Origin of the sequence: Peterkaempfera griseoplana (genome assembly GCF_001418575.1) — a bacterium.
In the GTDB taxonomy this organism is placed as follows: Bacteria; Actinomycetota; Actinomycetes; order Streptomycetales; family Streptomycetaceae; genus Peterkaempfera; species Peterkaempfera griseoplana.
In genome coordinates, this window is record NZ_LIQR01000256.1 from 1 (window position 1) to 11,825 (window position 11,825).

Consider the following 11,825-nt stretch of genomic DNA (forward strand, 5'->3'; position numbering starts at 1 on the left):
AAGTAGGGGTCACGCGCCGTCCACCGCCCCGCGGCGCACGGCGCGTGACCCCTACTTCGACAATGCGAAGTACCTGCTCCTGGTGCTGGTGGTGCTCGGTCACACCTGGTCGGCCTCGCATCTGGGCCAGGACAGCGTCGCCGTGAAGGCGGCCTACAGCTGGGTCTACCTCTTCCACATGCCGGCCTTCATCCTGCTGTCCGGCTACTTCTCCCGCGGCTTCACCGCCCGCCCCGACCAGACGGCCCGGCTGGTCGGCGGGGTGCTGGTGCCCTATGTCGTCTTCGAGTGCATCTACAGCCTCTTCCGCAGCCAGGTGCTGGGCCAGCGCCATGTGGACATCAGCCTGCTGAGCCCCTGGTACGCGGCCTGGTTCCTGGTCGCCCTCTTCCTCTGGCGGCTGAGCACCCCGCTGTGGCGGGCCGTCAAGTGGCCCTTCGCGGTGGCCGTGCTGGTCTCCTACCTCTCCGGGACCACCGACAACGGCGACATCCTCTCCTTCGGCCGGGTGCTGCAGTTCCTCCCCTTCTTCGTCCTCGGCCTGCAGCTGCGGCCCGAGCACTTCGAGCGACTGCGCACCCGCCCGCTGCGCATCGCCGCGGCCGTGGTCCTGGTGGGGCTCGCGGCCGGGACGTACGCCGTGGTCCCCCATGTGGACAACCTCAACTGGCTGAACTGGGACCGCGGTTACCAGCAGCTGCACTCCACCCTGCCGCACTACCTGCTGCTGCACACCGCCCTGCTGCTCTGCGCACTGCTGGCCGGCGCGTCCTTCCTGGCCCTGGTCCCCACCCGCGCCACCTGGTTCACCGCGCTGGGCACCCGCACCATGTACGCCTATCTGCTCCACCCCATGCTGGTGAAACTGGCGGAGTACCGGGGCTGGTACGACAGCCGGCACAACCCCCTCGGCGAGCTGGCCGTGACCGTGGCGGCCATCGCCGTCGCCACCCTGCTGATGACCGCTCCGGTGCGCCGGCTGCTGCGCCGGCTGGTCGAACCCCGGCTGTCCGCTCCGGTCCGCGGCTGAGCAGTCGGTAGCCTGCTCGGGACAACTCCCACCAGTCCCGGCGGATGCGACAGATGGCCCAGAAATCCTCGACAGCGGCACGGACGGACAGCGGCGGCAGCGGCGGTGGCGGTGACGGCCCCTCCGGCACCGGCCCCGGCCTGCCGGAGCGGCTCATGGGACACCTCCGCAGACTGCGGCTCCCGCTGCCGTACACGCCCTTCGCCGTGCTCGCCCTGCTGGTGATACTGCCGCTCTGCATCAAACTTCCCTGGTCGGGCGACCAGGGGCTGCACGCCGCGGTGATCGAGCGGCTGCGCACCGACCTCGCCGGCCCCGCCAACCCGCTGATCGCCGAGGACACCCCCAGCCCCTACTACTCCCCCTGGATGCTGCTGCTGGGGGCGCTGGCCAGGATCACCGGGTGGAACACCTTCACGGTGCTCTCCCTGGCCGCGGTCGCCGCCTGCGTGCTGCTGGTGACCGGCGTGTACCACTTCGTCCGCACGCTCACCGGCCACCGCTGGGCGCCGGTCCTGGCGCTGCCGTTGATCGTGCTGCTGTGGGGATGGCACCTCTTCGCCTGGAGCGGATGGATCTCCTTCACCTCGCTCACCCTCACCGTCTCCTACCCCAGCACCTTCGCGCTGGGGCTCACCCTCAACCTGTGGGCGTGGCTGCAGCAGGAGGCCAGGGCGGGCTGGCGGGTGCTGCCCTGCACCGGGCTCGGGCTGCTGGCGGCCGTGGTGCTGCTGGTGCACCAGTTCACCGGCGCCATCGCCGTGCTGGGCGCGCTGGCGATCGCGGTCGCCGCCCCCACCACCCGGTCCCCGCGCGCGCTCCGCAATCTGGCGGTCGGCGCCCTGGTGATGACGGCGGTGCTCACCTTCTGGCCCTACTACGACTTCTGGCAGCTGGCGGCTGAGGGTGGCGACCTCGCCGCCATCCACCGGCCGCTCTACCGGGACCTGCTGTCCCGCTACGGGCTCCTGCTGCTGGCGCTGCCCGCGCTGGCCGTACGCGCCCGCCGCACCCGCTTCCTGGACCCCCTGGTGCTGACCTTCCTGGCGTGCGCGGCCGTCTTCGCCGCGGGCGGCCTGCTGGGCCACTGGTCATGGGGCCGGGTCTGGCCGGGGGTGGCCCTCCCCGCGCAGCTGGCGGTGGCCGTGGAGATCACCGCACTGGACGCGGGCCGGCTGCGCCGGGTCGCCGTCGCGGTGACCGCCGGGGCGCTGGCGGTGGGCCTGTGGGCCCAGGTCGGAGTCGCGACCTACGCCTTTCCGCAGTACAAAAACCTGGCCAAGAAGTGGCATATCCAGAGCATCGCCACATTCGGCGACTACTCCTGGATCACGCCCTATGTCCACTACGGCGATGTCATTCTGACGCGGGACTACTACGCGCTCCGCATGGCACCGGCCTACGGGGCCACCACCGTCGCCCCGGCCTACCCGGACTTCTTCCTCCCTGACGAGCGGCAGCGCTGGAGGGACACCGACACCTTCTTCGGCACCCGCACCACCGCCGCGCAGGGCCGGGCCATCCTGCTGCGGTACCACGTGGGCTGGCTGATCAAGTCGGCCGGAGCAGGCCCCGTGCCCCGCAGCCGCGTCTACACCCAGGTCGCCACCGGTCCCCACGGGGAGCGGCTGATCCGGGTGGACCTCTCCGCCCTGTCCGCCGCCCGCCCCGCCGGCGGCCGCCGGTAGCGCTCAGGGCTCGGGGGACACAGCGTGGCGGACACAGCGTGGGGGATACTGGGAGCACCATGCGCAGACGATCCGTTCTCCTCGCCGTCGCGGGAGTCGTCGCCGCCGCGGCCGTCGCGGCGCCGTCGATCGCCACCAGCCCCTCGCACGGCGACATCCGCATCACCTCGGTGGAGGTGAACGAGGGCCGGTCCCTGGTCCTCGGCGTCAACCAGCGGGCCACGTTCAGCGTCTCCGTCACCGCCAGCGACGACTCCGGCATCAGGTCGGTCTCCCCGGTCGGCGTGTGGGGACCCAAGTACGGCATCCTCAAGATGTCCCCGATGCACTGCCGGGCACTGCGCTCCTCCCCCACCACCTCCGTCTGCACCGGAACCGCCTCGGTGAGCGTCCCCCAGCACCAGGTGTGGAACGACGAGGCCGGCACCTGGTTCGTCGACGCGCAGGTCAACGCCAACGACGGCGACGCCTTCCGCGGCGGCACCCTCGGCGGCTTCTCCGTCAAGCGGGCCGCCCTGCTCAGCTCGCCGCCCCCGCCGCCCGCGGCGAAGGGCGCACCGCTCCGTCTGACGGGCTGGTTCGCGCGCGCCTCCTGGGACAACGGGCGCTACTTCGGCTACGGAGACGTCCAGGTGCAGCTGCAGTTCCGGCCCGACGGCTCCGACACCTGGACCACCGTGCGCACGGTGGCCCCCAACATCTCCGGAGTGCTGGAGACCACGGTCACCCCGACCCGCTCGGGCAGCTACGCCTGGTACTTCTCCGGCGACAAGTGGTCCGGCTCGGCCCTCTCCCCCGTGCACCACGTCTCCGTGACGGGATGACCCCCGGGGCCGGGCGGCCCCACCCCGGCGAACCGGGAAGGGGCCCCACCGGCGTACCGGGTGGGGCCCCTTCCGTCGTCGTGCGGTCCGCCGTCAGCGGTCGATCTCGTGGAAGAGCTCCTCCCAGCGGTCCAGCACCGCCGGCAGGGAGAGCCCCGCCACATGCTCACGGGCGGCGGCGCCGTACCGCAGGCGCAGCTCCCGGTCGTCCATCAGCGTGCCGAGGGCGGCGGCGAAGGCCGGTACGTCGCCGGGCTGCACCAGGGTGCCGGTGCGGCCGTCGGCGACCAGCTCCCGCACCCCGCCGGAGACGTCGAAGGAGACACAGGGGACGCCGCAGGCCGATCCCTCGGCCAGGGCCATCGGGCGGCCCTCCCGCTCACTGGTGAGGGCCACCAGGGAGAGCTCGCGGTAGGCCGCCGCCATGTCGGACGCGGTGCCCCGGAAGACGACCCGGTCGGCGACGCCCAGCCGGACGGCCTGGGCGCGCAGCCCGCCCTCCAGGGGTCCCTCGCCGAAGAGGTGGAGCTCCCAGCCGGGGCGGTCGGCGGCGGCCGCGGCGAACGCCTCGACCAGGCGGTCCAGGCGCTTCACCGGGTCCAGCCGGCCCACCGCACCGATTCGCAGGGTGTCCAGCGGGGCGGCCTCGTCCGGGTGGAAGGGCAGCGGGTTGGGCATCACCGACACATTGGGCAGCCGCTCGTTGCGGAACTCCACCGCGTCGCCCTCGCTCAGCACCAGCGTCTTGTCCAGCAGCGCGTAGTGACGCTTGATCAGGCCGAGGTTGGCCGAGGTGCGGGCCTGCAGAAACGACTCGTGGTACTGGCCGATGCCGCGCAGGTGCTGCCAGTCCAGGCTGAGGATCCAGTCGGCGGCCCACGGTGACCCTATGACCAGGTAGCCGTCGCGCATCCGGCTGAGCCGCTCGGTGAGCTTCACCCGTGCCTGCTCGCGGTCCGACCGCGCCTGCCGGGCCTCGATCCGCCGGGCGGGGCTGATCTGCTCGCCCAGGGTGCGCGGATGCCAGGCCGGCTGCGGGGGCTCCGAGTAGAGGGTGGTGTGCCGGTAGACGGGGTTCGCGTGGTAGCGGAAGGGCTCCGGGCTGGGCCGGATGCCGATCAGCTCGACCTGGTGGCCCCGCTCGCCCATGCCCTGGGCCAGGGTGTGCAGCACCCGCTGGGAGCCGCCCATGGAGTCCACGTCGATCCCGACGAAGAAGATGTTGCGCGGACGGTCGGGGGCGCCGACCGCCGGCCTGCCGGCGCTACTCATCACTGCCGCCCTCGAAGAACGCGTCCACTACCAACTTGCTCGCCTGGCCCGTCTCGTACGAGCAGAACATCTCCTGGAAGCGGGCATAGCGGTCGGCGTACCGGCCGGCCGTGCCCTCCAGGTCGCGCAGCGCCTCCGCCAGCTCCCCCGTGGTGGAGAGCATCGGCCCCGGGGCGATCTGCTCCAGGTCGTAGTAGGTGCCGCGCTCGCTGGTGCGGTACGCCTCGTAGTCGTCCGTGTAGAGCAGGATCGGACGACCGGTGTTGGCGTAGTCGAACATTAGCGAGGAGTAGTCCGTCAGCAGGGCGTCGGACGCCAGCACCAGGTCGTTGACGTCCGCGAAGCCCGACCCGTCGCGCAGCACATGGCCGAGCTGCGGCGGCACCGTGAAGCGGTCGTAGTAGTGGGCGCGGACCACGATCACCCAGTCCTCACCCAGCTCCTCCACCAGGGCCTGGAAGTCGACCCGGATCGACCGGCCGGAGTTGCGGGCCGCATCCCGGAAGGTGGGTGCGTACAGCAGCATCCTCCGCCCGTCGGGGATCTTCAGCCGTTCCCGCACCCGGGCCGCCAGCTCCAGCTGCTCCGGCTCCTCCCGGCGCACCAGCACGTCGTTGCGCGGGTAGCCGGAACGCACCAGCTCACCGGTGTACTCGTTGGCGGGGACGAAGGTCCGCTCGAACTCCGCACTGGGGCAGACCAGCATGTCCCAGCGGGCCACCGACTCGCGGTGCCGCTGCTGCACCTCGGGGGCGGCCATCCGCAGCGCGGGCACGTCGAAGCCCATGGTCTTCATGGTCTGGCCGTGCCAGGTCTGCAGATAGCGGGTGCCCTCCGGCTTGCGGTAGATCTGCGGGAGGTTGTGCGAGTCCACCCAGTACCGGGCGCGGGCCAGCAGCCTGACGTACTCCCAGCTCCCGCGCCGCACCAGCGGGATGCCCGCCGGGAACGACGAGGTGTCGCCGCTGTGCGACCAGACGACGTCCAGCGGCAGGTCACGGCGCATCAGCTCCTCGTAGACATAGCGGGGGTTGTCGGCGTAGCCGCGCCCCTCCATGGCCTCGAAGAGCACCAGCTCCCGCTTGCCCGGCAGCTTGGTGAAGGCGTCGAACACGGTCGCCTTGCCCTGGTGGCCGGAGACGATCCGCTTCACCCGGCCGGCCTTGCGCTTGACCGTCCGCAGATGGGGCCCGAGCGGTTCGGCGGCGCGCAGCACACCGGTGCGCTGCCACTCGACCTCCAGCCGGCCCGCGCCACGGCCCTCCGGGCGGAGGGTCACCGTGTGCGCACCGACCTCGTGGTACGTGACCTCGGCCCGCCGCACCGGCAGGTCCTGCGGCGCCAGCAGCACATCGGAGCGGCGCTCGCCGTCCCGCTCCAGCGAGACGAGGGGATGGCGGCGTCCGGAGAAGCCCACCAGGGGGACGGGCACGGCGCGTACGTCCAGCGCCGCCTCGCTCAGGTACTCGCCCGGCCGGTCGGGTGTCAGCTGCAGCGGGATCTCCAGGGGGTCCCCGCTGGTGGCGAGCTTGAGCACGGCCTCAGTGCCGTCCCCGACCAGGCCCGCCGGATCGTAGGTGCGGATGCGCAGCCGCAGGTCGGGGCCGGCCGGCTGCACCGACTCCAGCTCATGGCGGATCCGGGAGGTGGCGAAGACATGGTCGCGCAGGTGCCACTCGGTGATGTCCAGCTCGCGCCGGCCGATCTCGTCCTGCGGCACCTCGGTGCCCCACCATGTGCGGTCGCCCTCGGTCACGGCGTGCCTGGGGCCGACCTGCGGACGGCCCAGGACACGGGCCGCCGCCGTCGCGTCCTCGGCCCGACCGCTGCGCAGCAGGTGCAGGCAGACCCGCTCGTCGCGGGCCAGCCGGGCGTAGACCTCGTCGGGGATGCGGTCCAGGTACGGGCCGACGGCCTCGGTGAAGCCCTCCCGCCAGGCCGGGTCGCGGAACGGCAGATCTCCCAGGTAGAGCCGGATGTCGTGGCTGAGGAACTTGTGGTCCTTGGCCGGCTGGAGGTCGGCGTGGCCCGCCTCGGCGAGGTAGGCGTCGATCAGCCGGGCGACCGCGATCCGGTCTATCACGTTCTGGATCTTGTGCCGGCTGGAGGAGATGGAGTCGCTCTCCGGGGCCAGCCGCCAGGTGTAGATCTCCCACGGGACGACCGCGAAGGACTCGGCCGAGGTGTAGGCCTGGGCGGAGAACAGCTGGTCCTCGTAGTGGATGCCCTCGGGGAACCGCAGACCGTGCCGGGCGATGAAGTCGGCGCGGTAGAGCTTGTTGGTGGAGAGGTGGTCGGTGAAGTACTCGGGGCGCTCCCGCAGCCCGTTCACCACCCGGTACTCGGCGAAGAGCTGCGGGTACCACAGGCCGGTGCGGCCGGTCTCCTCGAAGAGGCGGGTCACCTCGCCGGTGACGAAGTCCACCCCGGTCTCCTCGGCGACCAGCAGCATGGACTTGCAGGCGTGCCGGGGCAGCTCGTCGTCGCTGTCCAGGAACATCAGGTACGGGGCGCGGGAGACCTCGATGCCCCGGTTGCGCGGGGCGCTGCAGCCGCCGCTGTTGCGCTCCAACCGCTCGTAACGCACCCGGGGGTCGCTCGCCGCCAGCCGCCGGGCGACCCGCTCGGTGCCGTCCGTCGAGCAGTCGTCGGCGATCACCACCTCCAGGTTGTGAAGCGTCTGGTCGAGCACGGAACGTACGGCGCGCGGCAGTCGCTCCTCGTCGTTGTAGACGATGATCGTGACGCTGACGTCGGGCGTACGTGCCTCGGCCATGCCACCTTCCTTCCCTGTCGCTCCGGAGCGGCTGCTCCCCGAGCATCATCCTGGCGTATCGGCACCGGTCCGCAGGACCGGCCGGACGGCGGTCCGCGGGGCGATGCTGTTCAGTGCCGGCCCAGCTGGACCAGCAGTCTGGTGAGCCGTCCGGCGGCCACCTCGCGGACGCCCGACAGACCTCCGGCGATCCGCAGCGCCAGGCCGCCGGAACCCGTGGTGTAGGCCTGGACCAGCGCGAACGCCAGGGGCGGGCGGTAGGCGAAGGAGCGGCGGGCGCCGCCGCCGGGGGCCCGGACGGCCGTCCCCACGGTCCGCCCGTCGGCGAAGCGGATGTTGGCCCAGATGGTCCAGGCGGTCATGGGCGCGGCGGCCCGGCCCGCCCGGACGAGTTCGAAGACGTCCACCTTGAGAGCGGCGTTCCAGGTCTCCCCGGAGTTGACGAGCGGCGCCGGATGGCGCAGCGCGACCGGCTCTGCGCCCGACCGCGAGCGCAGTTCCAGGGAGACGGACTCCGGCTCGGCGGGCGCCAGCCTGCCGTACAGCTCGTGCAGGCGCAGCCGGACCTCGCAGCGGCGCCCGATGCGCACCGCGCCGTCCACCGCGAGCGGCAGCCGCCCCAGCGAGATCTTCTCCAGGCCGTCCAGGGGGACGGCGGCGGCGCCCCGGCCGAGCACCGGCCGCCCCTCGTCGTCGGTCCGGTACGGGGGCACCAGCCGGGCGGGACCGGCCGCCAGCTCGATCAGGCGGGCCACCTCGACGGGCTGCTCCGAGGCGAGGATCACCGCTGCGATCCAGCGCCCGGCCGGCTTGGCGGCGGAGAGCACCGCGGGGTCGAAGCCACCCAGGTGCTCCCGGGTGATCCGCCACCACTCGGCCTGGTAACCGGCCGGGCGGGTGCCCAGTTCACGGACGTACATCCGCAGGTCGTAGTCGAGGAACTTGGTGCCGGCGGCGGAGGCGAGGTCGTGCTCCCCGGCCTTCTCCAGCACCCGGACGGTCTCCGCGTGGGCGTCGACCCGGTCCCGCCAGTTGCGGATCTCGTCGCGGCGCAGCGAGATGGACTGCCGTCCCGCGGCGCGCCGCACATGCCAGTGGTAGACCGGCTCGGCGATGGCGACCAGCCGGGGCCTGGCCGCGTACACCAGCGCGGTGAACAGGAAGTCCTCGTAGTGGACGTCGCCCTCGGCGAACCGCACCCCGCTGCGCTCCAGGAAGGAGCGGTCGTAGAGCTTGCCGGCGGAGAGGGTGTCGCGCAGGAAGGCGGGCCGCTCCCCGATGCCGTCGGGCAGCAGCACCGGGGCGGCGCCGTCGGCGGGGTAGAGCTCGCGCTGCCAGGGGGTGTCCGGGCCAGCGGGCAGCTCACGGCGGACGGCGACGCCGGCGACCACGTCGGCCCGGTGGGTGGTGGCGGCGTCCAGCAGGGTGCGGGCGGCGTGGGGCGGCAGCACGTCGTCGCTGTCCAGCAGCATCACATAGCGCTCGCGGGCGGCGGCGATGCCCTCGTTGCGGGGGGTGCCGCAGCCGCCGCTGTTGACCTCCCGGGTGATCACCCGCAGCCGGGGGTGGTCCTCGGCCAGACGGGCCAGGATGGCGGGGGTGGCGTCGGTGGACGCGTCGTCCACCACCAGTACCTCGCCCACCGCGTCGCCCTGGTCCAGTGCGGAGTGCACGGCCTCGGCGATCCGGCGCGCGTCATTGAAAACGATCACGACGACGCTGACCCGCGGCTCGCCACCCGACATGCGCGCCTGCTCCCTCGGTTCGGCGGGGCGGGCGTCCCCACGGCCGCTGTCCCCCGCGACCGCCGTACGTCCTGCCCGGATCCCGGACCGCGGGACCTGACGGCCGGGGCCGGGCATGTTCCTTCTGACCGGAAAAATCCTCGGGCCATAATAACGGACCGTGTCGGCCACCCCTCAGGGGACCGCTGGGGTATGCCGAACCCGACATCCTATGATCCTGGTATGACCTGGTTGATCACCGGCGGTGCCGGATACATCGGCGGACATGTGGTACATGCGATGCGCGAGGCCGGCCGGCAGGTGGTCGTGCTCGACGACCTCTCCACCGGCGACGCCGCCCGGCTGCCCGAGGGTACGCCCCTGGTCCGGGGCTCCGTGCTGGACCGCGCGCTGCTGGACCGGACCTTCCGCGACCACCAGGTGACCGGTGTCCTGCACGTCGCGGCGAAGAAGCAGGTCGGGGAGTCCGTGGAGCAGCCGTTCCACTACTACCGGGAGAACCTGCAGGGCCTGCAGACGGTGCTGGAGGCCGCCGCCGGCGCCGGGGTGCGGCGCTTCCTCTTCTCCTCCTCGGCCGCCGTCTACGGCATGCCCGACACGGAGCTGGTGACGGAGAGCACCCCCTGCGACCCGATGAGCCCCTACGGCGAGACCAAGCTCGCCGGGGAGTGGCTGGTCAGGGCGGCCGGCCGGGCTCACGGCATCTCCACCGTCGCGCTGCGGTACTTCAACGTCGCCGGCGCGGCCACCCCCGAACTCTCCGACACCGGGGTCTTCAACCTGGTGCCGATGGTCTTCGAGCGGCTCACCGCGGGCGAGGCACCGCGGATCTTCGGCGCGGACTACCCGACGCCCGACGGCACCTGCATCCGTGACTACATCCATGTCTCCGACATCGCCTCCGCCCATGTCGCCGCCGTGGAGCGCCTGACCGCCGACCCGGAGGGCGAAACCTCGCTGGTGCTCAACATCGGGCGCGGCGAGGGGGTTTCGGTACAGGAGATGCTCGATGTGATCGGCCGGGTCACGGGGTACGACGCCACCGGCGAGGTCACCCCGCGGCGGCCCGGCGACCCCGCCCGGGTGGTGGCCTCCGCCGACCTCATCCGCAAGGAGCTGGGCTGGACCGCCCGCCACGGGGTGACCGAGATGATCGCCTCGGCCTGGGAGGGATGGTGCCTGCGGCACCCGGGCGCCCGCCGCTGACGGACGTGCGGGCAGGCCGCGGCGCGCAGCGGCGGCCTGTCCGGAGCCCGGCCCTGAACCCGGGCCCGGGGTCAGGGCCGGGATGCGGATCCGGGGTTCGGACTCGGGGTCCGGACCCGGGGTCAGGAGCGCTCGTCGGGGATGGCGGTGCCGTAGACCGAGTGGAGGGCGTAGACACAGCGGTCCTTGCTGCCCACGAAGACCTTGCCGTCCACCGCCACCGGGGAGCCGGTGAGTTCGCCCTTGGTGCCGAGCTCCCAGCGCAGCCGGCCGGTGGCGAGGTCGACGGTGTGCAGGGAGTGGTCGCGGCTGCCGATGTGGACCAGGTCCCCGGCGACCGCCGGTGAACCCACCACCTCGCCCCGGGCGGCGTAGCGCCACAGCTCCCGGCCGCTGACCGCGTCGAAGGCGAAGACCGTCTCGCCGCCGGCGAGCAGCACCGAGCCGCCGGCCACCACCACGGGCTCGGCGCCCTGGCGGCTCGCGGTGCGGCCGTGCCAGCGGGGGTGGCCGGTGGCGGCGTCCAGGGCGTACAGGGTGCCCAGGTAGTCGGCGACATAGAGGCCGAGTTCGGCGTGGGGGCCGTCGGCCGGGTCCAGCGCGGGAGGGGTGAAGAGCACCACGGGTGCCTCGAAGCGCCAGCGCTCCGCCCCGCCTGCGGCGTCCAGGGCGAGGACCCTGGTGCCGGCGGTGACATAGAGCGTGCCGTCCCGCAGCACCGGGCGCGAGGGGACGTCCTCGCCGACCGCCACCGTCCAGCGGATGCGGCCGGTGCGCAGGTCCGCGGCCCGCAGCCGGCCTCCGCCGTAGTAGTAGACGCAGTCGCCGACCACCGTGGGGCCCGACTGCGGGGTCTCGTAGTCCTGCTGGGCGTCGGTCACCCGCCACAGCTCGGTGCCGTCCGCCGCGGACCGCACCTGCACCCCGCCGCCCCGGGTGCCGACGCAGACGACGCCGGCTGCGGCGTCCAGCGAGTAGATCCAGCCGTCGAGCGCGCAGCGCCACTGCTCCGCTCCGCCGGACGCGTCCAGGGTGTAGAGGTGCGGACCGTCGGCGGTGTGCAGCCGGCCGTCGCAGACCGCGGTCGCCCAGGCCACGTCGCGGGTCTTGAAGCGGCGCTGACCGGTGGTGATGTCCAGGGCGTGCACCTCGAAGGAGGAGACGAAGAGGGTGCCGTCGGCCACCACGGGGGTGCCCCAGACGTCGTTGGACATCCGGAACCGCCAGGGCCGCCAGGGGCCGGCGGCGGGGCGGGGCGGCGTCACCGGCCGGGCGGCCTGCGGC

General features: G+C 72.8%; 8 protein-coding genes. 4 read left to right on the forward strand and 4 right to left on the reverse strand.

Translation table 11 applies throughout. The annotated features are described in order from the left end of the window. The 3 genes from AOK09_RS19345 to AOK09_RS19355 form a co-directional block, all read left to right on the forward strand. The coding region (locus AOK09_RS19345) for an acyltransferase family protein (RefSeq protein WP_055588465.1) at positions 1-1,030 on the forward strand (1,030 nt) is incomplete at its 5' end. Between the two features lie 53 nt (positions 1,031-1,083). Then, entirely contained in the window at positions 1,084-2,718 is a 1,635-nt protein-coding gene (locus AOK09_RS19350) for a hypothetical protein (protein WP_055588466.1), read from the forward strand. 59 nt (positions 2,719-2,777) lie between these two features. Further along, on the forward strand, positions 2,778-3,542 hold the full coding sequence (locus AOK09_RS19355) for a hypothetical protein (RefSeq protein ID WP_055588467.1): 765 nt from the start codon (positions 2,778-2,780) through the stop codon (positions 3,540-3,542). A gap of 93 nt (positions 3,543-3,635) precedes the next feature. Here the strand turns inward: AOK09_RS19355 and AOK09_RS19360 are convergent, their stop codons facing one another. The 3 genes from AOK09_RS19360 to AOK09_RS19370 form a co-directional block, all read right to left on the reverse strand. Next, positions 3,636-4,814, reverse strand: a complete 1,179-nt coding sequence (locus AOK09_RS19360; RefSeq protein ID WP_055588468.1) for a glycosyltransferase — start codon at positions 4,812-4,814, stop codon at positions 3,636-3,638. Then, positions 4,807-7,590 carry a bifunctional glycosyltransferase/CDP-glycerol:glycerophosphate glycerophosphotransferase gene (locus AOK09_RS19365; protein WP_055588469.1) on the reverse strand — a complete coding sequence of 928 codons (2,784 nt, stop codon included), beginning with the start codon at positions 7,588-7,590 and terminating at the stop codon, positions 4,807-4,809. Before AOK09_RS19365 ends, AOK09_RS19360 begins: the two co-directional genes overlap by 8 nt. A gap of 110 nt (positions 7,591-7,700) precedes the next feature. Next, positions 7,701-9,335, reverse strand: a complete 1,635-nt coding sequence (locus AOK09_RS19370) for a glycosyltransferase family 2 protein (RefSeq protein ID WP_055588470.1) — start codon at positions 9,333-9,335, stop codon at positions 7,701-7,703. Between the two features lie 222 nt (positions 9,336-9,557). On the opposite strand from AOK09_RS19370, the gene galE reads away from it, so the two are divergent. Next, positions 9,558-10,541, forward strand: a complete 984-nt coding sequence (gene galE, locus AOK09_RS19375; protein ID WP_055588471.1) for a UDP-glucose 4-epimerase GalE — start codon at positions 9,558-9,560, stop codon at positions 10,539-10,541. Between the two features lie 122 nt (positions 10,542-10,663). Here the strand turns inward: galE and AOK09_RS19380 are convergent. Then, positions 10,664-11,825 (reverse strand): outer membrane protein assembly factor BamB family protein (locus AOK09_RS19380; protein WP_157875954.1); only part of this gene is annotated, 1,162 nt, incomplete at its 5' end.

Bases quoted from the DNA above. Each gene is read 5' to 3' on its own strand.
- AOK09_RS19350 (WP_055588466.1), top strand. From the start codon at position 1,084: ATGGCCCAGAAATCCTCGACAGCGGCACGGACGGACAGCGGCGGCAGC.
- AOK09_RS19355 (WP_055588467.1), top strand. From the start codon at position 2,778: ATGCGCAGACGATCCGTTCTCCTCGCCGTCGCGGGAGTCGTCGCCGCC.
- AOK09_RS19360 (WP_055588468.1), bottom strand. From the start codon at position 4,814: ATGAGTAGCGCCGGCAGGCCGGCGGTCGGCGCCCCCGACCGTCCGCGC.
- AOK09_RS19365 (WP_055588469.1), bottom strand. From the start codon at position 7,590: ATGGCCGAGGCACGTACGCCCGACGTCAGCGTCACGATCATCGTCTAC.
- AOK09_RS19370 (WP_055588470.1), bottom strand. From the start codon at position 9,335: ATGTCGGGTGGCGAGCCGCGGGTCAGCGTCGTCGTGATCGTTTTCAAT.
- galE (WP_055588471.1), top strand. From the start codon at position 9,558: ATGACCTGGTTGATCACCGGCGGTGCCGGATACATCGGCGGACATGTG.